Annotated in this window: 32 protein-coding genes and 1 tRNA gene; 13 read left to right on the top strand and 20 right to left on the bottom strand. The window is 68.4% G+C overall.

Features of this window, described 5'->3' with window-relative positions:
* Positions 1-236: 236 nt before the first annotated feature.
* The 3 genes from dnaB to ABGB18_RS30610 all read left to right on the top strand — a co-directional run bounded on the left by dnaB (position 237) and on the right by ABGB18_RS30610 (position 3,344).
* Positions 237-1,592, top strand: coding sequence for a replicative DNA helicase (dnaB, locus tag ABGB18_RS30600; protein WP_347699091.1), 1,356 nt, complete (start codon positions 237-239; stop codon positions 1,590-1,592).
* 220 nt (positions 1,593-1,812) lie between these two features.
* On the top strand, positions 1,813-3,126 hold the full coding sequence (locus ABGB18_RS30605) for a TnsA-like heteromeric transposase endonuclease subunit (RefSeq protein WP_347699092.1): 1,314 nt from the start codon (positions 1,813-1,815) through the stop codon (positions 3,124-3,126).
* 56 nt (positions 3,127-3,182) lie between these two features.
* Positions 3,183-3,344, top strand: coding sequence for a hypothetical protein (locus ABGB18_RS30610; protein ID WP_347699093.1), 162 nt, complete (start codon positions 3,183-3,185; stop codon positions 3,342-3,344).
* An 89-nt stretch (positions 3,345-3,433) separates the two neighbouring features.
* Here the strand turns inward: ABGB18_RS30610 and ABGB18_RS30615 are convergent, their stop codons facing one another.
* The 5 genes from ABGB18_RS30615 to ABGB18_RS30635 all read right to left on the bottom strand — a co-directional run bounded on the left by ABGB18_RS30615 (position 3,434) and on the right by ABGB18_RS30635 (position 7,236).
* Positions 3,434-3,865, bottom strand: coding sequence for a MarR family winged helix-turn-helix transcriptional regulator (locus ABGB18_RS30615; protein ID WP_347699094.1), 432 nt, complete (start codon positions 3,863-3,865; stop codon positions 3,434-3,436).
* A 355-nt stretch (positions 3,866-4,220) separates the two neighbouring features.
* A complete protein-coding gene (locus ABGB18_RS30620; RefSeq protein WP_347699095.1) occupies positions 4,221-4,658 on the bottom strand; it encodes a hypothetical protein in 438 nt (145 codons plus the stop codon).
* Between the two features lie 274 nt (positions 4,659-4,932).
* Entirely contained in the window at positions 4,933-5,523 is a 591-nt protein-coding gene (locus ABGB18_RS30625; protein ID WP_347699096.1) for a hypothetical protein, read from the bottom strand.
* A gap of 82 nt (positions 5,524-5,605) precedes the next feature.
* Positions 5,606-6,856 carry a DUF6596 domain-containing protein gene (locus ABGB18_RS30630; RefSeq protein ID WP_347699097.1) on the bottom strand — a complete coding sequence of 417 codons (1,251 nt, stop codon included), beginning with the start codon at positions 6,854-6,856 and terminating at the stop codon, positions 5,606-5,608.
* An 11-nt stretch (positions 6,857-6,867) separates the two neighbouring features.
* Positions 6,868-7,236, bottom strand: coding sequence for a YciI family protein (locus tag ABGB18_RS30635; protein WP_347699098.1), 369 nt, complete (start codon positions 7,234-7,236; stop codon positions 6,868-6,870).
* 318 nt (positions 7,237-7,554) lie between these two features.
* On the opposite strand from ABGB18_RS30635, the gene ABGB18_RS30640 reads away from it, so the two are divergent.
* Positions 7,555-8,013: a universal stress protein gene (locus tag ABGB18_RS30640; protein ID WP_347699099.1), complete on the top strand. Its 459-nt coding sequence runs from the start codon at positions 7,555-7,557 to the stop codon at positions 8,011-8,013.
* 78 nt (positions 8,014-8,091) lie between these two features.
* On the opposite strand, the gene soxR is transcribed toward ABGB18_RS30640, so the two are convergent.
* Both soxR and ABGB18_RS30650 read right to left on the bottom strand, forming a co-directional pair.
* Complete coding sequence (soxR, locus tag ABGB18_RS30645; protein WP_347699100.1) at positions 8,092-8,586, bottom strand: redox-sensitive transcriptional activator SoxR; 495 nt, start codon at positions 8,584-8,586, stop codon at positions 8,092-8,094.
* 9 nt (positions 8,587-8,595) lie between these two features.
* On the bottom strand, positions 8,596-9,027 hold the full coding sequence (locus tag ABGB18_RS30650; RefSeq protein ID WP_347699101.1) for an Lrp/AsnC family transcriptional regulator: 432 nt from the start codon (positions 9,025-9,027) through the stop codon (positions 8,596-8,598).
* A gap of 56 nt (positions 9,028-9,083) precedes the next feature.
* Here ABGB18_RS30650 and ABGB18_RS30655 point away from each other — a divergent pair, with 56 nt between their 5' ends.
* A complete protein-coding gene (locus tag ABGB18_RS30655; RefSeq protein ID WP_347699102.1) occupies positions 9,084-9,998 on the top strand; it encodes an SMP-30/gluconolactonase/LRE family protein in 915 nt (304 codons plus the stop codon).
* 2 nt (positions 9,999-10,000) lie between these two features.
* On the opposite strand, the gene ABGB18_RS30660 is transcribed toward ABGB18_RS30655, so the two are convergent.
* Complete coding sequence (locus tag ABGB18_RS30660; protein ID WP_347699103.1) at positions 10,001-10,735, bottom strand: ABC transporter permease; 735 nt, start codon at positions 10,733-10,735, stop codon at positions 10,001-10,003.
* On the bottom strand, positions 10,732-11,637 hold the full coding sequence (locus ABGB18_RS30665) for an ABC transporter ATP-binding protein (RefSeq protein WP_347699104.1): 906 nt from the start codon (positions 11,635-11,637) through the stop codon (positions 10,732-10,734). The genes ABGB18_RS30660 and ABGB18_RS30665 overlap by 4 nt, the downstream gene beginning before the upstream one ends.
* Positions 11,638-11,746: 109 nt before the next feature.
* Here ABGB18_RS30665 and ABGB18_RS30670 point away from each other — a divergent pair, with 109 nt between their 5' ends.
* From ABGB18_RS30670 to dnaN, 3 genes are all read left to right on the top strand, one after another.
* Positions 11,747-13,180, top strand: coding sequence for a histidine kinase (locus ABGB18_RS30670; protein ID WP_347699105.1), 1,434 nt, complete (start codon positions 11,747-11,749; stop codon positions 13,178-13,180).
* On the top strand, positions 13,177-13,827 hold the full coding sequence (locus tag ABGB18_RS30675) for a response regulator transcription factor (protein ID WP_347699106.1): 651 nt from the start codon (positions 13,177-13,179) through the stop codon (positions 13,825-13,827). Before ABGB18_RS30670 ends, ABGB18_RS30675 begins: the two co-directional genes overlap by 4 nt.
* An 81-nt stretch (positions 13,828-13,908) precedes the next feature.
* A complete protein-coding gene (gene dnaN / locus ABGB18_RS30680; protein WP_347699107.1) occupies positions 13,909-15,006 on the top strand; it encodes a DNA polymerase III subunit beta in 1,098 nt (365 codons plus the stop codon).
* Here the strand turns inward: dnaN and ABGB18_RS30685 are convergent.
* The 7 genes from ABGB18_RS30685 to upp all read right to left on the bottom strand — a co-directional run bounded on the left by ABGB18_RS30685 (position 14,984) and on the right by upp (position 19,450).
* Positions 14,984-15,442 (bottom strand): MarR family transcriptional regulator, encoded by a 459-nt coding sequence (locus ABGB18_RS30685; RefSeq protein ID WP_347699108.1) that lies wholly within the window; start codon positions 15,440-15,442, stop codon positions 14,984-14,986. The two genes, dnaN and ABGB18_RS30685, sit on opposite strands and share 23 nt — an antisense overlap.
* Positions 15,443-15,450: 8 nt before the next feature.
* Positions 15,451-16,125 carry a FadR/GntR family transcriptional regulator gene (locus ABGB18_RS30690; RefSeq protein ID WP_347699109.1) on the bottom strand — a complete coding sequence of 225 codons (675 nt, stop codon included), beginning with the start codon at positions 16,123-16,125 and terminating at the stop codon, positions 15,451-15,453.
* A gap of 101 nt (positions 16,126-16,226) precedes the next feature.
* A complete protein-coding gene (locus ABGB18_RS30695; RefSeq protein WP_347699110.1) occupies positions 16,227-17,570 on the bottom strand; it encodes a helix-turn-helix transcriptional regulator in 1,344 nt (447 codons plus the stop codon).
* Between the two features lie 96 nt (positions 17,571-17,666).
* Entirely contained in the window at positions 17,667-18,200 is a 534-nt protein-coding gene (locus ABGB18_RS30700) for a PH domain-containing protein (RefSeq protein WP_347699111.1), read from the bottom strand.
* A complete protein-coding gene (locus ABGB18_RS30705; RefSeq protein WP_176993414.1) occupies positions 18,197-18,355 on the bottom strand; it encodes a hypothetical protein in 159 nt (52 codons plus the stop codon). Before ABGB18_RS30705 ends, ABGB18_RS30700 begins: the two co-directional genes overlap by 4 nt.
* 93 nt (positions 18,356-18,448) lie before the next feature.
* Complete coding sequence (locus ABGB18_RS30710; protein ID WP_347699112.1) at positions 18,449-18,673, bottom strand: hypothetical protein; 225 nt, start codon at positions 18,671-18,673, stop codon at positions 18,449-18,451.
* 138 nt (positions 18,674-18,811) lie between these two features.
* Positions 18,812-19,450 (bottom strand): uracil phosphoribosyltransferase, encoded by a 639-nt coding sequence (gene upp, locus ABGB18_RS30715; protein WP_347699113.1) that lies wholly within the window; start codon positions 19,448-19,450, stop codon positions 18,812-18,814.
* 171 nt (positions 19,451-19,621) lie between these two features.
* Here upp and ABGB18_RS30720 point away from each other — a divergent pair, with 171 nt between their 5' ends.
* The 4 genes from ABGB18_RS30720 (at position 19,622) to ABGB18_RS30735 (ending at position 21,223) form a co-directional block, all read left to right on the top strand.
* Positions 19,622-20,131 carry a tRNA adenosine deaminase-associated protein gene (locus ABGB18_RS30720; RefSeq protein ID WP_347699224.1) on the top strand — a complete coding sequence of 170 codons (510 nt, stop codon included), beginning with the start codon at positions 19,622-19,624 and terminating at the stop codon, positions 20,129-20,131.
* Between the two features lie 17 nt (positions 20,132-20,148).
* On the top strand, positions 20,149-20,625 hold the full coding sequence (locus ABGB18_RS30725) for a tRNA adenosine deaminase-associated protein (protein ID WP_347699114.1): 477 nt from the start codon (positions 20,149-20,151) through the stop codon (positions 20,623-20,625).
* Between the two features lie 42 nt (positions 20,626-20,667).
* On the top strand, positions 20,668-21,123 hold the full coding sequence (tadA, locus tag ABGB18_RS30730; RefSeq protein WP_347699115.1) for a tRNA adenosine(34) deaminase TadA: 456 nt from the start codon (positions 20,668-20,670) through the stop codon (positions 21,121-21,123).
* 10 nt (positions 21,124-21,133) lie between these two features.
* A tRNA-Ser gene (locus ABGB18_RS30735) sits at positions 21,134-21,223 on the top strand.
* Between the two features lie 134 nt (positions 21,224-21,357).
* On the opposite strand, the gene ABGB18_RS30740 is transcribed toward ABGB18_RS30735, so the two are convergent.
* A complete protein-coding gene (locus ABGB18_RS30740; RefSeq protein WP_242374543.1) occupies positions 21,358-21,654 on the bottom strand; it encodes a type II toxin-antitoxin system VapB family antitoxin in 297 nt (98 codons plus the stop codon).
* A gap of 90 nt (positions 21,655-21,744) precedes the next feature.
* The gene (locus ABGB18_RS30745) at positions 21,745-22,680 is read right to left on the bottom strand and encodes a neutral zinc metallopeptidase (RefSeq protein ID WP_347699116.1); all 936 of its coding nucleotides are present in this window, start codon (positions 22,678-22,680) and stop codon (positions 21,745-21,747) included.
* A gap of 107 nt (positions 22,681-22,787) precedes the next feature.
* Between ABGB18_RS30745 and ABGB18_RS30750 the strand changes: the two genes are divergently transcribed.
* Positions 22,788-23,429 (top strand): LysE family translocator, encoded by a 642-nt coding sequence (locus ABGB18_RS30750; RefSeq protein ID WP_347699117.1) that lies wholly within the window; start codon positions 22,788-22,790, stop codon positions 23,427-23,429.
* A 189-nt stretch (positions 23,430-23,618) separates the two neighbouring features.
* Here the strand turns inward: ABGB18_RS30750 and ABGB18_RS30755 are convergent, their stop codons facing one another.
* Both ABGB18_RS30755 and ABGB18_RS30760 read right to left on the bottom strand, forming a co-directional pair.
* Positions 23,619-23,816, bottom strand: coding sequence for a hypothetical protein (locus tag ABGB18_RS30755; RefSeq protein WP_347699118.1), 198 nt, complete (start codon positions 23,814-23,816; stop codon positions 23,619-23,621).
* A 20-nt stretch (positions 23,817-23,836) separates the two neighbouring features.
* Positions 23,837-24,424, bottom strand: coding sequence for a helix-turn-helix domain-containing protein (locus ABGB18_RS30760; protein ID WP_347699119.1), 588 nt, complete (start codon positions 24,422-24,424; stop codon positions 23,837-23,839).
* Positions 24,425-24,973 lie beyond the last annotated feature (549 nt).

Genomic DNA, 24,973 nt, shown 5'->3' on the forward strand with positions numbered 1-24,973 from the left:
CCACAGTCGGTGGATACTGTTCGACCAGGTCAGTGACGGTTCGGTGGATATCCGCGAGAGTTATCCCCAGCCCCGTCCACAGGCCTTTCACACCCTGGGCGCGGCTGTGCACAGCTTGACCACAGCGTTGTCCACAGGCTGCGTTGCCGACTGCCCCGGACTCCGCGAAACTGTCAGACCGGTCGGCTACAAGTGGGGGTGGTGCGACCGCCTGCGAGGTTGTTCGAGGGGGCGCGGTGAGCATTGACGACGAGGCCGGTGGCGGCCCGGGTTTCGAGCGCACCCCTCCCAACAACATCGAGGCGGAGCAGTCCGTGCTCGGCGGCATGCTCCTGTCCAAGGACGCGATCGCCGACGTCGTGGAGATCCTGCGTTCCGACGACTTCTACCGCCCGGCCCACCAGATGATCTACGACATCATCACCGATCTCTACGGCCGGGGCGAGCCCGCCGACGCGGTCACCGTCTTCGACGAGTTGCAGAAGCGCGGCGAGATGGCCAGGGTGGGCGGTGCCGCTTACCTGCACACCCTCACGGCCGTCGTCCCCACGGCCGCCAACGCCGGCTACTACGCCAAGATCGTCCGGGAGCAGGCCATCCTCCGCCGCCTCATCGAGGCCGGCACCCGCATCGTCTCCTTCGGTTACGGCGGCCAGAACGAAGAGGTCGACGACCTCGTGGACCGCGCCCAGGCGGAGATCTACAAGGTCACCGAGCGCCGCACCTCGGAGGACTACGCGCCGCTGGCCGACATCATGCCGGGCGCCCTCGACGAGTTGGAGGCCATCGGCAGCCGCGGCGGCCAGATGGTCGGCGTGCCCACCGGCTTCCAGGACCTCGACCAGCTCACCAACGGCCTGCACCCGGGCCAGATGATCGTCGTCGCCGCCCGCCCGGCCATCGGAAAGAGCACACTAGGTCTGGATTTCGCCCGTTCTGCGGCGATCAAGAATGGCATGACCACCGTTATCTTCTCCCTGGAGATGTCCCGCAACGAGATCACCATGCGCCTGCTGTCCGCCGAGGCCCGGGTGGCGCTGCACGCCATGCGCTCGGGTCTCATGGGCGACGACGACTGGACCCGCCTGGCCCGGCGGATGAGCGAGGTGGCCGAGGCGCCGCTGTTCATCGACGACTCGCCCAACATGTCCATGATGGAGATCAGGGCCAAGTGCCGGCGGCTCAAGCAGCGCAACGACCTGAGGTTCGTGGTCATCGACTACCTCCAGCTGATGAGCTCGCCGAAGAAGACCGAGAGCCGCCAGAACGAGGTCTCGGAGATCTCCCGTGCGATCAAGCTGCTGGCCAAGGAGCTGGAGGTCCCCGTCATCGCCATCTCCCAGCTCAACCGCGGCCCCGAACAGCGCACGGACAAACGCCCCCAAGTGAGCGACCTGCGCGAATCCGGAAGCATCGAGCAAGATGCCGACATGGTCATCCTGCTCCATCGCGAGGACGCTTACGAGCGCGAGTCGCCCCGGGCGGGTGAGGCCGATCTCATCGTGGCCAAGCACCGTAACGGTCCCACCGCCACGGTGACGGTCGCGTTCCAGGGCCACTACAGCCGCTTCGTGGACATGGCCCAGCACTAGAAGTTCCGTTGTAGGTTCTCATCGATCTTGGCCAAATCTCAGTGGCCAAGGCCACCGTCTGGCCAGTTGGCCGTCATGCTGAGACGGCATAGCTATCAGCTTTGTCGTTCGCCCCTCTTGGCGCAGTAGTCGCTGGATTGTACGGTCGGTCCATAATTAGGTCACTCTATGTGGTCGATTTAGTGCGATTCGTGATCCTTGGTCTGCTGGGGAGAGGGTCGTGGCGGTTGACGCTGAGGTCGACAGCGCGCTGGTCAGTCTCCGTATGGAAGACGGGCGTACGGAGGAGGACTGCGCCTGGGCAGAGATGCCCGCAGACGTATGGAGCGCGGTCGCGCCCTGGCGGAGCTTTCGCTGGCATGCCGGGCAGAAGCACTACTCGGGAACCTACTGGTGCGCCACCAATCATGATCACGTGATCTACGAGTCGCGCCTCGAACTTGCCCGGCTGATCTATGCCGATTTCGACCGTGGCGTACGGAAGATCGTCGCCCAGCCGTTCCTGCTCAAGGCGCAGATAGACGGCGCCTGGTGCCGACACGTCCCGGACTACTTGCTCATCCCCACGGCTGGGGAGGCGCCGCTCGTGGTAGACGTCAAGCCGAGTCACCTAAGCCCCATCGACTACACCCGCCGTCGCCACCTGGACTACTCCCAGCTCCTGCCGCGAGAGGCATGGTTACGCATTTGCGCAGAGGCTCTGACCCTCCCGGGGATCTCCCAGCGTCACCGTCACGCCCGCCGGTTTCTGTTCCACCTCCTCACCGGCAGCGATCCAGCAAGTGCCCCGTCCGCCTACGCCATCGCCGGGGCACCCGACAGGGCCGCTTACGCCACCTTCGTCCTTGACCTCACTCCAGAGCTCCTCCAGCAGCTACGCCACCACGGTGACGAGTTCCTGCACAGATCCGGCATCGCTGACGAGCCCTTGACCTGGGAGCCGCCTGCTTCGGCGATCGCGCTCCCGGCCGACGACGACAAGGTGTTGGATCTTGATCTCTTGCACGCGCTCGTCCGAAGCGGAGATCTCACCACAAGCGCGGCCGCTGAGCGGCTGGGCACCACGGTCGACCATGTGAGACGAGTGTTGGAGCAGTCTCCTGCACCTGCCGGACCGTTACCGCCGAAGGCACCATGGAGCGCTCACTTGCGCATGGCTCAGGCACGCGAGTCGTTGCCCGCAGATCGACTCCAGCAGCTCTACATCACTGAACGAAAGTCGATCAAGATCATCGCCGCGTTCTCCGGCTTCCCGAAACGTGTCATCTCCGCACTGCTCACCGAAGCTGGTATCCCGATCAGAGCCGGGCGGCCCCCGATCGCAGCAGATCCGGACTGGGTCGCTCAGCAATACCTCGTCCACCGCCGACCATTCGCCGAGATTGCAGCGGAGCTCGGTGTCAGCGCCGGGGCGCTCTACTCTCTTGCCCGCGAGGTGGGTATTCCTTCCCGTCCTCGAGGCTCTGCGAGCCAGGCCGCTCAACTCGCCGTGACCTCCGAAAACGCGTCGAAAACTGTCGCAGGCGATCAGTAGAGTGCGGCCGAGAACCGAGGGTCAAAACGGCTTGGAGAGCGACCCTGGCAGCGGCGTTGAGCGCGACCACCATGAAGAGGCTGGCGTTCATCCACTCTCTCCACGAGCAAGGCCACGAGCAAGCCCAGCGCCCAGAACCGCTGTCGGCGATGATCACCCTCGCCTACCACGACGCCGTCGAACTGTTCCTCGTCCTCGCTGGCGAGCAAGCAGCTTGAACAGATTGCGCATCATTCTTATACGAGGATGTCCGCGACTGATCGACAAGCGGCAGAAGGGTTACATTGACGCACCCGATTTTGTCGTTCTACGCGAGAACGCGGGTGAGTAGTGCGGCGAGATGGTCCCGTTCGGCGGCCGACAAGGCTTTGAGCAGGTTGTCTTGGACAGTTGAGAGTGCCGAGTCCAGTTCTTTGAGCCGTCGTCGGCCCGATCGGGTCACGGTGATCAGGTTGCGGCGTCGGTCATGGGGGTCCGGGGTGCGCGCAACGTGGCCTTGCTCAGTCAGCTCCTTGAGCATGGCGTGCATGTCGCTCTGGTCGATTCCGCACCGTTGGCCGATCCGCACCTGGCTATCCGGACCGAACTCGTCGAGCGCGGCGAGGATCGCGAAGTGGTAGGCGCGACCGTCGACGGAGGCCATCGCTTCGCCGATGAACCGCTGTGCTTGTCGGGCAGCCTTGCTGATGAGCCAGGTCGGTTTGCTACGCAGGCGTGTGGGTGTTTCCTCCGGCTCCATGCATGGAAGTCTAGCCAAACTCTTGGTTCGCCCCACGAATACGGCTATTCTTGGGTCAACCAAGCTTGGTTGACCCAAGAGATTTGAAAGGTGGAGCCATGTCACTCACTTCAGAGGAAGCTCGGGCCGTAGGTGCCCGCGTACGCGAGCATGCCGCTGGACTCGGTGCGCGAGTCACGGTCGCGATTGCCGACGGCGGCGGGCACTTGCTGCTTGTCGATCGCATGGACGGCGCCCCGCCGCTGTCGGCTCGAATTGCCCCGGCGAAGGCGTCCAGCGTGGCACTGTTCCATCGTGACGGCAGCGAGTTGGTGCGTTTGCAGCAGGCGTGGCCTGCACTGTTCGCCCAGATGGATCAGGTAGCAGGCGTGCCCATCATTGCGGGCGCGGGTTCTCGGCTGATCCGGCGCGGCGATGCCGTGGTCGGTGCGATCGCAGTCAGTGGAGGCATACCCGAACATGACGACGCGTGCGCTGAGATCGGGCTCGCTTCGCTCTCGGCCACTGCCTCGGCATAGCCCCGCTCTTCTCCGAGACTCACGATCTTGTCGTCTTCGGGGCCATTCGCGCGGTGATCGAGCGTCACGGCGGCGAACCTTACCCGGCGGAGGAACTGGCGGTCATCGCTGGTATGACCGCCGAAGACGCGCAGCGTGTGCTGGAGCAGATGGTCCGTCGGAGCTGGCCACTCCGGCGGGCCGGCGGCCGGAGCCCCCGCCATCCTGAGCGCCGACACTGCCGCTGGCGGGATGCCGGCTTCTGACATCGAACGCAACGAGTAGTTGTCACGCATGTCGATCTGGTCTCTAGGATCCCTTCATGCTCATTGCTCAGCATGCGATCGCGGCCAGGTTTGAGGGAAATCTCGTCCAGTTGAGACGACATCGGTGGCCAAGTCGTGAGACGACGACCCTCTTACCTGGTCAGCGCTCCTCAGCTGTCCGGGAACTTTGAGTTCCTACATCCGTTCCCACGCCGCGGTTCCACCTGCCCCCCGAGCCGGCTGTGCTGCCGGCCGGTCAGGTGGCCGCGCGGCCGGTGGGGCGGCGGGCACCGCCCATCCGGGATCACGCGCGCTGGGTGGCGAGCGCCGGCGCCTGCGTGCCGAGCCGCTGCCGCAGCGGCAGCAGGGCCACCAGGTAGCCCGCGCCGGCCACCGGGAGCAGGTCCAGCGTGACCACCGGCAGCAGGCTGCTCACGACCACCACGCCCACGCACCACCAGGGCAGCAGTCTCCGGTAGGCCAGCATCCCGGTGAGCGCTATCACACCGACGTACAGCAGTTGCGGCCCCACCTGGTAGAAGGCGAGATCCACGCCGGGCAGCGCGCGGAAATGCCGGCTGAACTCGCTCATCCCGGCCTTGTCGGCCGCGAGCAGCCCCCAGGCGATGTCGGCCACGAACTGCACGATCGACGTGGCCGCCCCGACCAGCGTGACGGCGACGACGGCCGTCCTGCCCACGCCGGGGGCAAGGAGGCGGCGGATGCCCAGCACCAGGAACACGAGCAGCACCAGGCCGGCCAGGTTCGCCAGGTGGGCGGCCTGCCAGTCCAGGCCGGGGCCGTACACGCCGTCCATCCTGCCGGCCAGTCTGATGACTCCGTACGCGAGCATGAGAAGCGGCGCGGCCACGGCCGCGAAGCGGGCGATCTTCATGGATCAGATGCTGGCCTCACCGGCCTGCCCCGGACATCAGGGGCGCCCCTTACTCCTGCCCTGAGGCGACCCTGCCAGCGGCTCAGGTGCCTCCCAGCCGGGCGGCCCGGGACTCGAGGTAGCGACGCTCCGGGATGCTGTAAGTCCGGCGCGCCGCCGCCAGATAGCACTCCTGGGCCGCGGCGTGCTCGCCGGACCGCTCCAGCAGGTGCGCGCGCACCGCGGCGACCCGGTGGTGCCCGGCCACCCGCTTGTCCGCCGCCAGCGTCTCCAGCAGGTCGAGCCCGGCCCGGGGCCCGTGCACCATGGCGGTGGCGACCGCGCGGTTGAGCGTCACCATCGGGTTGGGCGCGATCCGGTCGAGGATCTTGTACAGGATGAGGATCTCCCGCCAGTCCGTGTTCTCGGTGCTGGGCGCTGAGGCGTGCACGGCGGCGATCGCCGCCTGCAACTGGTACGGCCCCAGCGCCGAGCGGGCCATCGTCCGCGTGATCAGTTCGGTGCCCGCCTGGATCGCCGCCCGGTCCCACAGGCCGCGATCCTGCTCGGTCAGGGGCACCATGGCGCCGTCCCGGGTGGTGCGGGCCGGGCGGCGGGCGTCGGTGAGCAGCATCAGCGCCAGCAGCCCGGCCACCTCGCCGTCGTCCGGAAGCAGCCGGTGGACCTGCCGGGTCAGCCGCAGCGCCTCGGCCGCGAGGTCCGTACGCTGCAGGTCGGGCCCGGAGGTCGCGGTGTAGCCCTCGTTGAAGATCAGGTACAGCACGTGCAGCACCACCCGGAGCCGCTCGGCGCGCTGTGGCCCCACGGGCGGTTCGAACGTCGCCCCGCTGCTCCTGATCGCCTGCTTGGCCCGGCTGATGCGCTGGGCCAAGGTCGACTCCGGCACCAGGAAGGCGTGCGCGATCTCCGCGGTGCTCAGCCCGCCGACCGCGCGCAGGGTGAGCGCGAGCTGCGAGGCGGGGGAGACGGCCGGATGGCAGCACAGGAACAGCAGCGCCAGCGTGTCGTCGTGGTGCCGGACCCCCTCGTCCTCGCCGGGCGAGCGGACCACGAGCTCGTCCGCGGGCACCCGCGCCGCGGCCGTCTCCTCGCGCCGCCGCCGCGCTCCCTCGCTGCGCCACAGGTCGGTGAGGCGGCGGTCGGCCACGGTGATGAGCCAGGCCGCCGGATCGTCCGGCGTGCCCTGCTCCGGCCACTGTACGGCGGCGGCCAGCAGCGCCTCCTGCACCGCGTCCTCGCACTGGCCGAACTGTCCGTGCCGGCGGACGAGCAGGCCGAGGACCCGCGGCGCGAGAGCGCGCAGCAGGTCCTCGAGGGGTGTACGTGTGCTCACGGGATGAGCGCTCACATGTCCTGTCCGGCCGAGAACATGACCGGCCGCACCTCCACGCCCATCCCGGCGACCCGGGTGTCGGGGATCATCTTGGCCAGCTCGATCGCCCGCTCCCGGCTCTCGCAGTCGACCATGTAGTAGCCCCCCATGTACTCCTTGGACTCCAGGTAGGGGCCGTCCGTGACGGCGGGCGCGCCGCCGGTCCCGCGTACGCTCGCGCTGTTGGACGAGTCGGCGAGCGCGTGGGTGCTGATCATCTCGCCTGACTCCTGGATGCTCTTCATGAACTCCCCGTGGCCGCTCATCACCTCCTGGCGCTCCTCCTCCGTCAGGGCCTCCCAGACCTCCGTGTTCATCTGCATGATCAGCAGGAATTTCATCGTGTTTCTCCTCAGCTCGTGAGATGCCCGGGCGGCGTCCCTCATGGAGGAGTCGGAGCGGGAAAGCCGCCCTCGACATGCCGAGAACCGCCAGTTCGGCTCCGACCCCGTTGTGACGGCACTCGACCGGGTCAACAGGAGGCTCTTTCCATGCAACACCACACGCGGTGACCGAACGCACCCGGGGCGGGCCGGCGGCGTGCTGCTCGTCATCACGGCCCTGCCGCCGAGGGTGTGACCAAGCAGACATCGGCGTACGGAATGGCGGGTGATCGCGTCGGCGCTCTATCGCATGACTGACCGAAGTGGAGAAACGCCATGACCATCCTTGTCGCCTATGACGGCTCGGCCGACTCGCGCGCCGCGATCGAGTTCGCCGCCAAGCATCTTTCGGCCGAACCCACCGTTGTGATCACGGTGTGGGAGCCGCTGCTGGTGCAGTTCAGGAAATATCCGATCGCTGCGGCGGGCATCTCCCCGGACACCGAGGATGAGGCGCGTTCCCAGGCTGAGCAGCACGCCAAGGAGGGTGCCGAGCTGGCGCTGGCGTCGGGGATCTCCGACGTCACCTTCCGGGCGGTGGCCGACAACGAGTCCATCTGGAAGACCATCGTGGACGTGGCGGACGAGATCGACGCCACGCTGATCGTCACCGGCTCGCGCGGCCTGGCCGGGGTCAGGTCGGTGCTGCTCGGCAGCGTGTCGAACCACGTGCTGCACCACGCGCACCGCCCCACCCTCATCGTCCCGCCCACCAAGGCACCCGAGAAGGCGTAGCCGCCGGACGACGGGGGGTGCCAGGGGAGGACGGGAGCCGCAAGCAGGCAGCGGGGGCGCAGGGGAGGACGGTAGCCGTCAGGAGGCAGCGGGGGCGCAGGGCTCCCGGGTCGGGCACAGCCGGGTGTCGAGCCGTCGCGCACCCGGCCCCGCCTCACCCAGCCGGTCGCGCGGGTTGGCCACCGGGCACGACTCCAGCGACAGGCAGCCGCACCCGATGCAGTCGGTCAGATCGTCGCGCAGCCGCATGAGCTGCTCGATCCGGTCGTCCAGCTCGCTGCGCCAGGCACCCGACAGGCGGGCCCAGTCGTCCCGGGTGGGCGTGCGCTCGTCCGGCAGCTCGGTCAAAGCCTCCTTGATGGTCTTCAGCGGGATGCCGATGCGCTGGGAGAGCCGGATGAAGGCGACCCTGCGCAGGCTGTCGCGGCTGTAGCGGCGCTGGTTGCCGGCCGTGCGCCGGCTCTTGATGAGGCCCTTGGCCTCGTAGAAGTGCAGGGCGGAGACGGCGACCCCGCTCCGCTCGGCGAGCTGCCCGACGGTCAGCTCCTTGGTGTTCCACGCGACCACGGTCATACCTTGAGATTACTTGAGGAATCGCTCGAAGAACGTCTCCAGCACCACGATGGTCTTCGTGCCCGACACGCCCTCCACGCCGAACACCTGGCGCAGCACGTCCTGCAACTCGCTCGTGCCCGCCGTACGGACCTTGAGCAGCACCGACGCGGGCCCCGCGATGACGTGGGCCTCCTCGACCTCCGGGATCGCCGCCAGCCGGTCCCCGCTGTCGCCCATCCACGTGTCCCCGTCGACCAGCACGTATGCCGTCACCTCGCGCCCGAGCGCCGCCTGGTCCACCTCGATCGTGGTGCGCCGGATCACCCCGCGCTCGCGCAGCTTGCGCACCCGCTCGTGCGCCGCCCCGCCGGACAGCCCCACCGCCCTGCCCAGGTCCGCGTACGGCCGGGTCGCGTCCTCCTGGAGCAGACCGATCAGCATCCTGTCGACATCATCCACAGCCAAATCCTATCCGGTCATATGCACCACATGCAGAACGGCGTATGGTGATCGATATGACGGAGATGATCCCCACTGAGTTCGAGGTGCTCGACGAGCGGTTCGCCGCGATCGGCGGCGACGACAACATCGAGCGCCTGCACGCCGGCGCCCGCTGGGCCGAGGGCCCGGTCTACTTCCCGGCGGGCCGCTTCCTGGTCTGGAGCGACATCCCCAACGAGCGCATGTTGCGCTGGGACGAGATGACCGGCGCGGTGGGGCCGTTCCGTCAGCCGTCCGGCTACTCCAACGGCAACACCCTCGACGGCCAGGGTCGGTTGATCACCTGCGAGCAGGGCGCCCGCCGCGTCACCCGCACCGAGCACGACGGCTCGATCACGGTGATCGCCGACCGCTGGCAGGGCAAGCGCTTCAACAGCCCCAACGACGCGGTCGTGCACTCCGACGGCTCCGTCTGGTTCACCGATCCGCCCTACGGCATCCTCAGCAACTACGAGGGCGTCGCCGCCGAGCAGGAGATCGACGGCTGCCACGTCTATCGCGCCGACCCGGTGACGGGCGAGGTCCGCGTCGTGGCCGACGACTTCGTCCGGCCCAACGGCCTGGCCTTCTCTCTCGACGAGCGGCGGCTCTACGTCGCTGACACGCGGGCGCGGCACCTGCGCGTGTTCGACGTGGGCGAGGGCGGCGTGCTGTCGGGCGGCAAGGTCTTCGCCGCGGGCACCGACCAGGACAATTTCGACGGTCTGCGGCTCGACGACACCGGCCGGGTGTGGGCCGCGGCCGGCCGGGCGGTGCTCTGCCACGACCCGGACGGCACCCTGATCGGCCGGCTCAAGCTGCCCGAGTCGGTGGCCAACCTGGTGTTCGGCGGGCCGAAGCGCAACCGGATGTTCATCACGGCCACGTCCTCGCTCTACTCTCTGATGCTCAACGTGACCGGCGCCCGCCCCGTCTGGGCCCGCCGCTAGCCTCACTCCCACCGGAAGAACCGCGCGGCCAGCCCACCGAAGATCGCCAGCCCGGCGGCCATCACCGCCAGGTGCGGGAGCTGCGGCGCGTGCCCCGCCCAGGTGTCCCTGAGCGCCTGCGTGAACGGCCCGGCGACGGAGAAGTCGCTGATGGCGCCCAGCACGTCCGGCATGGCCTCGCGCGGTATCCACACCCCTCCGACGAACATCAGCGGGAACATCACCGCCGAGCCGACGGCCTGGGCGACCCTGCCGTTGGCCGCCAGCGCGCCGATCACCAGCCCGATCGCCAGCAACGCGGCCGTGCCGAGGAGGAGCACCAGCACGAACCCCACCCACTGCCGCGGCGCCTGCGTGCCGAACACCAGCGAGCCCGTCCCGATCAACAGCGCCGTGGTCACCATCGCGATGCCCAGGTAGATCAGGAGCTGCGCGGCCAGCAGCCGCGCCGGATGCACCGGCGTGGTGGACATCCGCCGGAGCACCCCCTGGTCGCGGTACGTGGACAGCACCGCCGGCAGCACGCTGCAGCCGAGCGTCAGCAGCGCCAGGAGCACCATCGCGCTCGGCATCTGCGTGTCCAGCGGCCGCTCCCCGGACGCCTCGTTGAGCCGGGTCATGGACGGCACGGAGAGGCCGAGCCCGAGCAGCAGCGCGACCGGCAGCCCGATGGCGAACATCAAGACCGGCCACTGGCGCAGGTGCAGCTTGAGCTCTACGTAGAGGATCTTCGTCATGAGAACTGCCTCCCGGTCAGGGCGAGGAACGCGTCGTCGAGGGTGGCCTGCTCGATCCGCAGGTCCATGGGCACGACCTCGTGCCGGGCCAGGGCAAGGACGAGCGCGGGAACGAGGTTGCCCGAGCCGCTCACCACGATCCGGGCGCCGTTCCTGCCGACGTCGCGCACCTCGGGGAGCGCCAGCAGCACGTCGTCCGTGACCGGCGCCGACGGCCGGAACCAGATCCGCTGCTCCGCGCCCACCTGCGCGATGAGCCCGGCGGGCGAGTCGGTGGCGACCACCTTGCCGGCGTCGATGATGGCCAGCCGGTCGCAGAGCCGCTCGGCCTCCTCCATGAAGTGGGTGACCAGGACGATCGTCACGCCCGAGTCGCGCACCTGCTCGACCAGCTCCCAGGTGTCCCTGCGGGCCTGCGGGTCGAGCCCGGTGGTCAACTCGTCCAGCACCGCGACCCGCGGCCGGCCCACCAGCGCCAGCGCCACGGACAACCGCTGCCGCTGCCCTCCGGAGAGCTTCATGAAGGAGGTGCCGCGCTTGCCGGTGAGCCCGACCCGGTCGAGCAGTTCGGACCAGTCCGCGGGGTCGGGATAGTAGGAGGCGAAGAGGTCCATGGCCTCCCATACCTTGATCTTGTCGGGCAGCGTCGCGCTCTGCAGTTGCATGCCGAGCACGCGACGCAGGCGGTCACGGTCGGTTCGCGGGTCCAGCCCGGCCACCCGTACGGTGCCGGCGTCCGGCACGCGCAACCCCGCCACGCATTCCACGGTGGTGGTCTTGCCGGCGCCGTTCGGCCCGAGGATGCCGAAGATCTCACCCTCCGCCACGTCGAACGACACGTCGTCGACCGCCAGGTGGTCCGGATACTGCTTGCGCAGATTCCTGACTTCGATAATTTTCACAATATGGATGCTAGAAAAGGACGATCTATCCTGGAATATCGATAGATGCCCAGCAAGGGTGTACCTAGGTGCAGTGACTGGGCCGCGGGCCCTGCCGCAGACTGAATACATGCTCCGAAGGTTCGGTCAGGTCGCCGCGCTGCTCGCCCTGCTCGTCGTCGAGGTCCCCGCGATCATCGTCGCGGTGCCCATGATGTTCCTGTCGTTCGCCATGGGCCTGGTCTTCCTCTTCCCGCCGCTGGTCCGGCTGATCAGGAGGTTCGCCGAGCTCAACAGGCGGTGGATGCGGGCGTGGACGGACGTGCCCATCGAGGCCCCGTACCTGCCGGCACCGCCGCCCCCGGTGCCGCAGCCGGACGGCATGTACCGCTCCGACCGCACCCTCTACCGGACCCCGCGGGTGCCGGCCTGGAACGACCGGTGGAAGTGGCTGCTCACCGACCCGGCGACCTGGCGCGACGGTCTCTGGCTGCTGCTCGAACCGGTGGTGAAGCCGCTGCTGATGCCCGCGTTCATCCTGGCGCCCGGGCTCGGCCTGCGCGCTTACGCGATCTGGAGCAACTGGCTGCTCGGCGCCACCGCCGCCAGCCGGCTGGCCGGGCAGGTGAGCCACCTCAGGCGTACGCGCAACCTGGCGGCGGACTCCCAGGCGGCCGAGATGCGCAGGATCGAGCGCGACCTGCACGACGGCGCGCAGGCCAGGCTGGTGGCGATCGGCATGACGCTCGGCGCGGTCGAGGCGCTCGTCGACGACGATCCCGCCGCGGCCAAGGCGCTGTTGGTCAAGGCCAGGGAGTCCTCGTCCGAGACGCTGACGGAGCTGCGCAGGGTCATCCGCGGCATCCACCCGCCGGTGCTGGCCGAGCGCGGGCTCGCCGACGCCGTCCGCGCGCTGGCGATCGACAGCGCGATGCAGGTCAGCGTGACGGTCGACCTGCCGCGCCGGCTGGAGGCGCCGGTGGAGGCGGCGGCCTACTTCGCGGTCAGCGAGCTGCTCTCGAACGCCGCTCGGCACGGAGACGCGCGCACGGCGACGGTCGACATCAGTACGAGCGGCGCCGACCTGCGCGTCACGGTCACCGACGACGGCATGGGCGGCGCCGACCCGGCCAAGGGCAGCGGCCTGTCCGGCATCGAGCGGCGGCTGGCCGCCTTCGACGGGGTGCTCGCCCTGAACAGCCCGCCGGGCGGCCCCACCACGGTGACCATGGACCTGCCCCGGGCGCTGCCGGAGCGCACGTCGAAAAGCGGGCCCTCGCTGCCGCGCTGGAAGCTGTTCGCGGTCATCGCGCTGTGGGCCACCGCCTGGTGCCCGACGTTCCCGCAGGGTATCGTGGCGGGCCTCCTCAAGATCTCCGGAGACGAGGAGAAGTCCTGGTTCCTCGCCCTGCACCTGCCCGAGTTCCTGCAGTGGCCGACGATCCTTTTCATGATCGGGCTTGGGGGCTTCATGCACTTCATGGCCATCCGCATTCCCGCCACCTACAACGTGGGGTGCGGGACGCCGCAGCCGGCGCCGGTCAGGCCGTGGAGGTTCGGTTGAGCCGGGTGCTCATCGCGGAGGATCTCTACCTGCTGCGCGACGGGCTGGTCCACCTGCTGCAGGCCCGCGGCTTCACGGTCGTCGCCGCCGTGGAGTCCGGTCCCGAGCTGCTCAAAGGGCTGCTGGAGCTGCGGCCCGACGTCTCGATCGTGGACGTGCGGCTGCCACCCACGTTCACCGACGAGGGCCTGCAGGCCGCGCTCGCGGCCAGGGAGCAGGTGCCGGGGCTGCCGATCCTGGTCCTGTCCCAGCACGTGGAGCAGCTCTACGCCCGCGAGTTGCTGGCCGACGGCTCGGGCGCGATCGGCTACCTGCTCAAGGACCGGGTCTTCAACGCCACGCAGTTCATCGACGCCGTACGCCGGGTCGCCGAGGGCGGCACCGTCATGGACCCCGAAGTGATCGCCAAGCTGCTGGCCAGCAACGCCAGAAACGAGCCGCTGGCCGCGCTCACCCCGCGCGAGCGCGAGGTGCTGGAGGCCATGGCCGAGGGGCGGTCCAACGCGGGGATCTCCCAGCGGCTCTACCTCAGCGAGAGCGCCGTGGCCAAGCACACGGCCTCCATCTTCGCCAAGCTCGGCCTGGCCCCCTCCGACGACGACAACCGCCGCGTGCTGGCTGTGCTCACCTACCTCAACAGCCGCTAGCCACCTGCCCCGACTGCCGGTAGTTGTCGGTCGTACCGGCTATTTTCGTAGAGGCACGGCGCGACGAAGGGGTGGTAACAGGTGAAAATCCGGGTTAACCGCGATGTTCTGGCAGATGCGGTGGCGTGGGCTGCCCGAGCGCTGCCCAGCCGCCCTGTGACGCCCGTCCTGTCCGGACTGCTGCTGGAGGCCGGCGACGAGCTGAGCCTGTCGGCGTTCGACTACGACGTGTCCGCACGGGCCGACATCGACGCCGACGTGGCCGAGGAGGGGCGGGTGCTGATCCCCGGCCGGCTGCTGGCCGAGATCAGCCGGAGCCTGCCAGCCGAGGACGTGGAGATCGTCACGGAGGGGCCGGAGGCGGTGCTGACGTGCGGGAGCGCTGAGTTCGGCCTGATCACGATGCCGGTCGAGGACTTCCCGACCATGCCCACGATGCCGCCGAGCATCGGCGCCGTCGGCGGCGGCGTGTTCGCCTCCGCGGTCGGACAGGTCGCGCCCGCGGCCAGCCGCGACGACACGCTGCCCATGCTCACCGGCATCAGGTTCGACGTGGAGGGCGAGTCCGTGGCGATGGCGGCCACCGATCGCTACCGCATCGCCGCCCGTGACTTCGTCTGGCGCCCGGCCGAGCCCGGCCTCGCCGTCTCCGCCATGGTCCCGGCGCGGGTGCTGGTGGAGGTGGCCAAGTCGTTGCGCGGCGGCGAGGTGTCGGTCGCGATGGGCGACGGGGTGGCCGGGTTCGAGAGCGTGGGGCGCAGCACCACGGTGCGGCTGCTCGACGAGCAGTTCATCGACTACCGCGCCAGGCTGACCGCGGAGTGGTCGATCAGGGCAGACGTGGCGGTGACGCCGTTCGTCAACGCGATCAAGCGGGTGGCCCTGGTGGCCGAGCGCAACACCGCGATCCGGCTGTCCTTCAGCCAGGGGCAGGTGCTGATCCAGGCGGGCGGCGGCGACATCGGGCGCGGCGCCGAGGTGGTCCCGTGCGAGCTGCGCGGCGACGACATCCAGATAGCCTTCCAGTCACAGTTCCTGCTCGACGGGCTGACGGGCATCGAGAGCGAGCTGGCCAGGATCAACATGGAGTCGCCCACCCGGCCCGCGCTCATCCAGGACGTGCCGGGCGACGCCCAGCCCGCCTTCCGCTACCTGGTCATGTCTCTCCGCCAGAGCTGATCCGGTCGGCGACCAGCTTGAAGACGCTCTTGAACTCGGCGTAGGCGGGCTCGCCCACGGCCTGCGCGTGATCCGCCTCCATTTCGGCGATGATGGCGTCCGACCTGGCCATGTGATCGAGACCCCGCGGGGTGGGCACGACCAGCTTGGCCCGGCGGTCGGCCGGGTCCGGCCGGCGTTCCACGTAACCGAGCTCGACCAGCTCGTCCACCAGCGTGCCGATCACCTGCTTGTGCCGGCCCGACCGCGTCGCCAGGTCGGTGGCCCTGCTGCCGGCCTCGTCCAGATACGCCAGCACCGCCCCGTGTCGCGGGCCCAGCCCGGGATGCCCCTGCCTGGCCAGCTCGGCGAACAGCTCGCGCTGCAGCGCGAAAAGGGTCCGGCTGGCCAGGATGCCGAGATCGGGCGCCTCCTGCTTGCGCCGGCTTCTGCTCATCCGGCTGGTCAGGACTCCGTGAGGGCGATGAGGATGTGCTCCATGCAGGCGTGCCCGGCCCGCTCCGCCGCCGCCGCGTCACCGGCCGCGATGGCCCGGGCGATCGCGTCGTGCGGGATGTAGCTCTTGTTCAACGACGTCCCGGCCGCGGTGATGCTGGCCCGCAGTGCCGCCGAGAAGTCCTCGAACAGGTCGATGAGCACCAGGTTGTGGGTGGCGTGCGCGACGGCCATGTGGAAGGCCAGGTCGGCTTCGACGAAGAAGTCGGGGTCGTCCATCTCCCAGGCCCGCTCCCGCTCGGCCAGCGCCGCCTCGATGCGCTTGATGTCGTCGTCGGTACGCCGGGTGGCGGCCAGGCGGGCGGACTCCACCTCGAGCGCACGGCGTACTTCGAGGATCTCGAGCTGCTCGGCCTGCCGCAGCCGCCTGAGCATGGCCCCGGAGAGCTCGCTGGTCGCGCGGACGTAAGTGCCGTCCCCCTGACGGCACTCAAGCAGTCCGGCGTGCGTGAGCGCGCGTACGGCCTCGCGAACGGTGTTGCGACCCACTCCGAGTTGCTCCGCGAGCACCGTCTCAGTCGGGATCTTGCCGTTCATTCGCCACGACCCTGATGTGATCTGCTCCTTGAGCTGATCGATCACCTGGTCGACAAGCGAAGCCCGCTGCGCCGTACGCAGACTCACAGTCCGCCTCCTCCGGGGAAACCAATCATCCTATGAGTCAATGACTGGTAGACCCTAATTATTCCAGACTCGAAAAGCCAAATCTGGAGCCCCCGGAGGTTTCAGTTGTTAACTGTAGCGTTCACCGTCACCCCGGCCATGGCGGAGCGGACTCCGGCGGCTTCGAGGGCCTTTCGGTAGGCGGCTGCCTGCTGGGTCTTGGCCTCGATCCGGCCGTAGAGGTCGCCCAGCTCACGCCAGCAACGGGCGGCCTGCCGATCGGACCCGAACACCGGCCGGTCGAGCGTGTCGAGCAGCTCGTAGGCGGTGTGCAGGTGCGTGGTGGCGTCCTCGCCGCGGTCGAGTGCGACGATGGCCAGCACCAGGCGGGCCTCGGCGGACGTCGTGCCCAGGCGGTCGGAGGACAGCTCCACCGCCGCCTCGGCCAGCGCCGCCGAGCGCACCGGGTCGCCGGCCCGCAACCGCACCCGCGCGTGCACGGTCAGGCTCTCGCTGTGCTCGCGGGCCGTTGCCGGCAGGACCGCGAACGCCCGGGAGGCGGCCGCGACGAGCCGCTCGGCCTCGTCGATCGGTGCGGTGGCCAGCCTGGCCCAGTGCATGGCGGTCCGGGCGAGTTGGAGAGCGAGCCGCGTCGAGCGGCCTGCCATGATCGCGTCGTCAGCAAGGCGAACAGCCAGCGCCGAGTCCTCCCCGGCCGCGGCGGCGGCGCTCGCGTGCCACAACGCGTGAATCTCCCCGGAACGGTCCACAACCGGTGGGACGTCAGCGGTGTCCAGCACCCGCTTGACGTAGTCGAGCTCGGGAGAGTCGCCTTCCTGCTTGCCCCGCGCCTCGACGAGCGCGGCGGCCAGGTCGACGGCGACCTCACCCTGCGTGATCGACAGCCGCTCGGCCTGCTCCAGGGCGGAGGAGGCCAGGTCGCGTGCGCGCAGGCGGTCGCCCGCCCGCTGGTAGCAGCGGCTCAGCGCGATGGTGAGCGGCAGGTCGGCCAGGCGCTCGGGGTGCGCCGCCGCCTCCCTGCGCAGGCGCTCGAACGCCTCCACCGCCTGCCCGAGCCGGCCCTGGGCCTCCAGGGCGCGGGCCCTGCCGAACCGGGCGTGCGCGGTCAGCATGGCGTTTTCCTCGTCGGCCGCCTTCACGATCTCCGTGAACCGGTCGGCGGCGATCGCCGGGTCGCCGTGCTGGAGCTCAAGCTCCGCATGACGCAGCCCGAGCTCTGTGTCGATGCGCTGTCGCGGTTCGATTCCGTGCAGGAGGAACTCAGTCGTGCAACCAAGGCGTTCGGCCAAGAGCCGCGCGACAACAGGAGTCGGCGTGCGCTTGCCCGACTCTATGAGCGAGACATAACTGTCTGACAGGTCGGGTCCGGCCAGTTGGGCCTGGGACATCCGCCTGTTCAGCCGCAATCCACGGACGCGGTCACCGATGGTTCCCTGACTCGGCATCTCATCTCTCAAGGCGGGGAAGGGTCAACAACACGCAATGATTGCATGAAGTAGCCGAATCTGGTATCCCCGCGTGAAGAATTCCCCACGCGAAGATTAATCGTCCCCGTCGTCCTTGCCGGGGAAAAGCATCTGACAGACCTCAAGGTAGAGCGTCTCGGGGTACGGAATGTACTCGACGTTGGAGAGGGCCTGATCCTGACCGGCCGACTCCAGGATGAACTCACCGTAACCGAGCATGCGCCCAAGCAGAGATCTTTGGAAACTCATGTCGGTGACCTTGCCCAGGGGCATCATCGCGACCTTGCGCGTGATCAGCCCCGTGGTCAGCAACATTCGCTTGGACGTCACCACAAAGTAATCGACCGACCACTCCGCGACTTTCCAAACGAAACGGATCAGCAGCAGCAACCACAACCACCAGACGACGACGAGCGCCGTGCCGCCCGTCTCGCCTCCACCGAAGAACTTGCTGAGCAGCCCGGCGAGGATCAGGCCGCCGAAGACCTCGGCGACCGGACGCAGCAGGATGGCGGGATGCCGACGAACCATGATGACTTGCTGTTCGTGCGGGAGGAGGTAGCGGTTGACCGACGACGGGGCAGAGTCCCCGTGGGTCACAAGTCTCATGCGAGGTTGTTGACGAATTGGGCCAGAGAGTCGGCCGCGTTGAACATCGTGTCGAACGCCCCTCTCACCGCGTCAGCGGCATCGGCTGGTCGTGCGAGCAGGAAGTACGCCACAAATGCGATACCACCCCATGTGAGGACTTTTTTGACCTGCACTGTCGCCTCCGTGTACCCACTCCACCCGCCGTATACATTACCCACCCCTGTGCCGGGGTAAAGGTGGCTTTGGCGGGTTAGTTATGATCTTGGTTAGCCACGTTCGCTGGCCACCAGAGCCAGGACGTGAAGATGCTTGCGCGCGATGCGTTCGACGAGGCTCGGATGGGCGTAGCCGGTGACTTCCAGCGCGCCGTAGTGAGCAGCCTCGACACAGCGCGTTACCGTGGTCGAGGAGTGGACGCCGGCGAACTCGTCGCACAGCGCCGACTCCACCTCCGCGTACGGAGTCGGATCGGCCTCAATGTGATCGCTCACCACGACACCTCGGCACTGGGCATGTCGCTCATCGTGCTCCCCCACGCGCATGCGGAAGTTGCCTTCCCGGCTTTTCGTACCCACCCAACCACATTATGTAACGGAGTCGGGACTCTGCGTGACGGAAAACGGGACTTTTCAGACGACGCCGTAAAGGCGGTCTCCTGCGTCGCCGAGGCCGGGGACGATGTAACCGCTCTCATTGAGCCGCTCGTCGAGCGCCGCGGTCACCACGCGGATCGGCCTGCCCGAGTTGGCGAACACCTTGTCCATGTGGGCCAGCCCCTCTGGAGCGGCCAGCAGGCAGATGGCCGTGACGTCCACGGCCCCCCGGTCGAACAGGTAGCTCACCGCCGCCGCCAGCGTGCCGCCGGTGGCCAGCATCGGGTCGACCACGAAGCACTGCCGCCCGGACAGGTCCTCCGGCAGGCGTGTGGCGTATGTCTCAGCCTGCAGCGTGTTCTCGTCCCGGATCATGCCGAGGAAGCCGACCTCGGCCGTGGGCAGCAGCCTGGTCATGCCGTCGAGCATGCCGAGCCCCGCCCGCAGGATGGGCACGACCAGCGGGTGCGGCTTGGCCAGCCGCACTCCGTGGGCGGGAGCGACGGGCGTCTCGACGGTGACGTCGGTGACCCGCACGTCGCGGGTGGCCTCGTACGCCAGCAGCGTCACCAACTCGTCCGCGAGCCTGCGGAAGGTGGGGGAGTCGGTACGGACATCGCGCAGTGTGGTCAGCTTGTGGGCCACGAGCGGATGGTCGACGACGAGGGTTTCCATAAGGGACAACGCTATCTTGTGGGGGACATGGACGTGCAGACCCCGCCGCCGGCGCCTCACGTCATTGGTTTTGATCACAATTTGGCCGGAGAGGCACACGCCTCGTGGCCGGTTCTGGAACTATTGGGTGCTGGTGATATCTGTCGTGTCAGAGGTCGGGTGGGGATGGCGATGACAGACGAAGAGGCTCTCGACTTCGCCATCGTGGTCTATCGCGAGGACGACTGCTGGGATGCGGCGCTGCTTCCTGTCGCGCTCACGTCCGACCTGCAGGGGCTCATCCATGCCCTGCGCCAGCAGCCGAGTCAGAGCGGCACGATTGGGCTGGTCGCCGTGGGCGATGAGTTCTTCGTGGCACTGCGGGTCCTGGGCGATCGGGTGGACGTCTTCCTGTCCGACATCGCCGCCTCCTGGGACTTCCCGCTCGCGCGGCAGGTCCTCCACTACCTCGACGTTCCGGTTCCCGACGAGGAGGAGCTCGACGAGATCCTCCAGGACGAGGAGACCGTGCTCCCAGCCGGAGATCTGTCCATCTTCGCAGATCTCGGGTTGGATGAGATGGAGCTGGGCATCCTTTCCGGCGACATCGATCTCCTGCCCGAGGACGTGTTGTCCAGCATCGCCGCGCGGCTCGGCTTCTCCGAGCCGTTCGAACGTGCCATTGAATCGGTCTTCGGCTGACCCCCTGGAGCGCGGACATGGCGTCCAACACCTTCACTGCGGCTTTTGTCAGGACCTCTGATGGTTGGAGCGGCGCCGAGGTCGATCTGGGCGGTGCCGAGATCGTGGACGACTTGGGCGACGCGGTCACGGAGGCCCTGAGCCTGTCGGGCGATGAGCTGGCCCTGCTCTGTGTCGAGGTCGAGGACGAGTGGTTCGCCATCGCCCGCTATCGGGGCGTGGAAGAGCCGCGCGTGTTCCTCTCCGACGCGCACGCCATCCTGTCCGACAGCCTGGGCGAGCTGTTCGCCGAGTTCGCCGGGGTGGCGCCGGACAAGGAGAGCAACGGGCTGGGCGTGCGCCCGGCCGGGGACTTCGACCTGCTCAGCGATCTGGGGGTGAGCTCGGAGGAGCTGCTGGAGCTGAGCATGGAGGAGGGCCTGCTGCCCGCCGACATCCTGTCGGTGATCGCCGAGCGGCTGTCGTTCGCGGACGAGCTCGACCGGCTGCGGTGACCGGCCGGGAGCGGGTCGCGCGGTGATCCACGAGGTCGTGCGGTGACCCATGAGGAGGCCATGCGCCTGGCCCTGGCGGAGGCCGTCGCGGCGGGCGAGAGGGGCGAGATCCCCGTGGGCGCGGTGGTGCTCGACCCGCTCGGTGACGTGCTGGCCGCGGCGGGCAACGACCGCGAGTCAACCGCCGACCCGACCGCCCACGCCGAGGTGCTGGCGCTGCGGCGGGCGGCCGCGCGGCGCGGGCAGTGGCGGCTGAGCGGGTGCACGCTGGTGGTGACGCTGGAGCCGTGCACGATGTGCGCGGGTGCCGCGGTGCTGGCCAGGGTGGAGCGTGTGGTGTACGGCGCCGTGGACGAGAAGGGCGGGGCCGTGGGGTCGTTGTGGGACGTCGTACGGGATCGGCGGCTCAACCATCGGCCCGAGGTCGTCATGGGAGTGCTCGCCGAAGAGTGCGCGGGCGTACTAAAGCGGTTCTTCGCCACTCGGCGGATCCGGTAAGCTCATTCGCGGTGGTGTCGCCTAGTGGCCGAGGGCGCACGCCTCGAAAGCGTGTGATGGGGCAACTCATCCGTGGGTTCAAATCCCACCACCACCGCCATCCGCCAAAGGGGCCCTCTGAGGGCCCCTTTCGCGTGTCGCGGGTCAGCCCAGGGTTCTGTGGCGGATCCGCCGCCGGGCCAGCGGATCACGCCGAGGTTGTCGTTCCCGGGCGGGCGACTCCTCTTCGCCGTCTCAGTTGGGCAGCTCCAGGACCCTGGCGTGCAGGATCGAGCGTTGCTGCAGGGCCGCGCGCAACGCGCGGTGCAGGCCGTCCTCCAGATAGAGCTCGCCCTGCCACTGCACCACGTGCGGGAAGAGATCCCCGTAGAACGTGGAGTCCGCGGCGAGCAGGGAGTGCAGGTCCAGCATGGCCTTCGTGGTGATCAACGAGTCGAGCCGGACCTGCCGTGGCGGGATCTGCGCCCACTCTCGGTGCGTCAGACCGTGGTCGGGATAAGGACGTCCGTCGCCGACAAGCTTGAAGATCACCCACCCGATTTTAGGAGAGAATCCGATTCCTTGCGCTGTTACGACGCGTCGACGCAGCTCAGACAGTCGCGCGATGCCGCCGGAATGAGGTCAGATATCGCCGGAGAAGGTGTCGCACCGCTGGGGGTCGCCGCTGCCGTACCCGATGCTGAGCCACCGCTCCCGCTGCTCCGACGTGCCGTGCGTGAAGCTGTCGGGAGTGACGCGGCCCCGGGTGCGCCGCTGGATGGTGTCGTCTCCGACCGCCGCGGCGGCGCTCAACGCCTGGTCGATGTCGTCCTTGGTGAACGGCTCCTGGTAGAAGCCGGTCTTGACCGCGTTGTGCGCCCAGACCCCGGCGTAGCAGTCGGCCTGGAGTTCGAGGCGCACCGACGAGCCGGTGGCGCCCGGCCTGTTGCCGCCGATTTTCTCCATGGTGCCGAGCTGGTTCTGGATGTGGTGGCCGTACTCGTGGGCGATCACGTACGCCTGGGCGAACGGCCCGACCTTGGCGCCGAAGTCGCGCTGCAACGTGTTGAAGAAGGTCAGGTCCAGATAGACCTTCTGGTCGGCGGGGCAGTAGAACGGGCCGGCGGCGGAGTCGGCGAAGCCGCAGCCGCTGTTGACCGCCTGGGAGAACAGCACGGTTTTGGCCGGCGTGTAGGTCCTGTCGCCGTTCTGCTCGAATGCCTGGCGCCAGTAGGACTGGATGCTGTTGACGGTGCCGACGACGCGGCAGTCCTCCGACTGGTCGGCGTCGGCACCGGTGCGGCAGCGTGCGGCGAGGTTGCCGCCCGGGGAGGGCGCCGGTGGCGGGCTCGGTTGCCGTCCGCCGCCCTGCTCCCCGGTGAACGGCGTGGGGATGAGCCCGAACAGGAACAGGGTGGCCACCGCCAGAAGCACCATCAAGCACCCGCCGCCCCGTCCGCCGATGGGCAGCATGCAGCCGCCGCCCGGCATCGGGCCGCCGCCGCGTGGTTGCGAACCTCCGGCCCGTACGTCCTCCACCTGCGACGGGTCGAGTGGCGCGTCGTCGTCGAACTGCATCCGGTCCCCCCCGACGCAGTTCTCCCCTGTAGCTGGTTGATTACTCAATGTGGCAGAAGGTGTGTATATAAATACCTTTTTGGAGATATGTTGGCTAATCTGCCCGTATGACGGTTGGACTGATCGGCATCGCGCTGGTGTCGCTGGGCATGGTCCTCACCCCCGGGCCGAACATGATCTATTTAATCTCGCGCTCGGTCACGCAGGGCCGCCGCTCCGGGCTGATCTCCCTCACGGGCGTCTTCCTGGGTTTCACCACCTACCTGACCGCGACCTGCCTCGGGCTGACGGCCGTCTTCGCGTACGTGCCGGCCGCGTACACCGGGCTCAAGCTGGCCGGTGCCGCATATTTGCTCTGGCTGGCCTGGAACGCCGTCAAGCCCGGCGGCGCGTCGGCCTTCCAGCCCCGCGAGCTCCCGGTGGAGGGGCCCGGCAAGCTCTTCTCCATGGGTCTGCTGACCTGCCTGCTGAATCCCAAGATCGCCATCCTGTACCTGTCGCTGCTCCCGCAGTTCATCGATCCGTCGATGGGCCACGTACTGCTGCAGAGCCTCGCGCTCGGCTCCGTCCAAATCGCCGTCGGCACGCTGGTCAACGCCCTGATCGTGATCACGGCCGGCAGCCTGGCGGCCTTCCTGGCCCGACGCCCCGGCTGGGTGCGCATCCAGCGGTACGTCACGGGCACGATCCTCGGCAGCTTCGCCGTCATCATGGCCACTGACCGATCCAAGGCCATCGTGACCCCCTGACAGTTGGGGGCCGGGGTCAGCTCAGCCGGGCGGCCGCGTAGGCGGTCATGTGAGCACCATCATGCTCGGCGTCAGGGATGTCGACCGCGCCAGGAAGTTCTATGGCGAGGGGCTGGGCTGCGAGATCGAGCAGGACCACCCCGGTTTGGTGAAGTGCGGCCTGGGCGAGGGGTCCCCTTCGCTGGCGTTCTACGAGTGTGCGACGGGCGTGCGGCGCTGCACCAGCCGCAGGCCCGTCTCCACCAGGAGCCAGCCGAGGCGGGTGCGCCAGGCTTCGCGGGCACGGGGCGGGCTCAGAGCGCGGGCCAGACGGCGGCGTCGCGCCTCGGCACGTAGTTCGCGGGCGCGTGCCCGCTCGACGTACAGGTACGCGTCGGGATACATCATCTTCTCTTCCTCAGGGGTCGTCAGGTGCGGAACGGGAAGCCGTACGTGTTGACGGCGACGTTCTCGCGGCCGTCCGTCTCGCCCGCCTCGCGGGCCGCGTTGCCGCGCTCCCGCCACTTGCCCAGAAGTTCGTTGAGCTCGTCGCGGAGCTCGCCGAGCTCCCCGGCCGTCAGGGACAGCAGATAGCCGGAGCTGAAGGCCACGTTGCGCCACTCGTCACCCCAGGCGGGCTTGGCGTCGAGGTAGCTCTCGTACATTTCGGTGCGCTGGCGGGCGTACTCGCGCGATACCGCGGTGTGCACGGCCGTGCGCTCGGGGGCGTCACGCCAGTCCTGGTCTCTGGTGCTGATCACGGTGGAGGTGGCCTGCCACCAGCGCTCCCTCGCGTCTCCCCGGGTGGGGGCCTCCTCGATGATGCCGTGCGCGGCCAGCTTGCGCAGGTGGTAGCTGACCAGGGAAACCGCCTCGTCCACCTGGTCGGCCAACTGCGAGGCCGTGGCCGTGCCCGCCACATAGAGGGCGGTGTAGAGCTTGATGCGCAGCGGGTGGCCCAGCGCCTTGAGGGTGTCGATGTCGGTGACGTGATGGGTCTTTTCCGGCGGCTGCATACCGACCACCCTAGATGCGAAAGAAAGTTTGCGCAATATTATTTGCGCAAACTTCCCTTCGCATCTGGCTCGGGTGGCATCACGTGGCTCATACCGACTGAGAAAAGCCCGGGCTGGCAGCACCGGTTCGTCGTTCTCTCAATGCTGAAGGAGGCTCTCCGCTCGACTGCGTCATCGCGAGGTACCCGTCGCCGTCCTGGAGCCCCAGATGCGGCATCGCCGCCCACACTTCGCCGTTCTGAACAAGGCACCGCACCACGGCTAGAAACGTGCGGACCTGATCGTCACGCATCCGATCCTGCGCCACCTCGACAGCCGGGCGGGCGCAGGTGGGCGCCACTCGTCCGCGCCCTCAAGCGTCACCTTCCGGGCCCTAACGCCCTGGTGCCTGGCACATTGCATGGCGCCGCCTGCCGCTTGGCTCGCGCGGAGTGGGGACCTTGAGCGCGCCCAGGTCGGATCCGGCGGCCACGTAGGTATCCGCCCGTTCCTCGGCAGAGGTCGCCTTCCCCGTCAGTCGGGAGCTTTGACACAGCCTTGTCACGATCT

It is taken from the genome of Nonomuraea sp. B12E4, from assembly GCF_039871825.1.
Taxonomy (GTDB): Bacteria; Actinomycetota; Actinomycetes; order Streptosporangiales; family Streptosporangiaceae; genus Nonomuraea.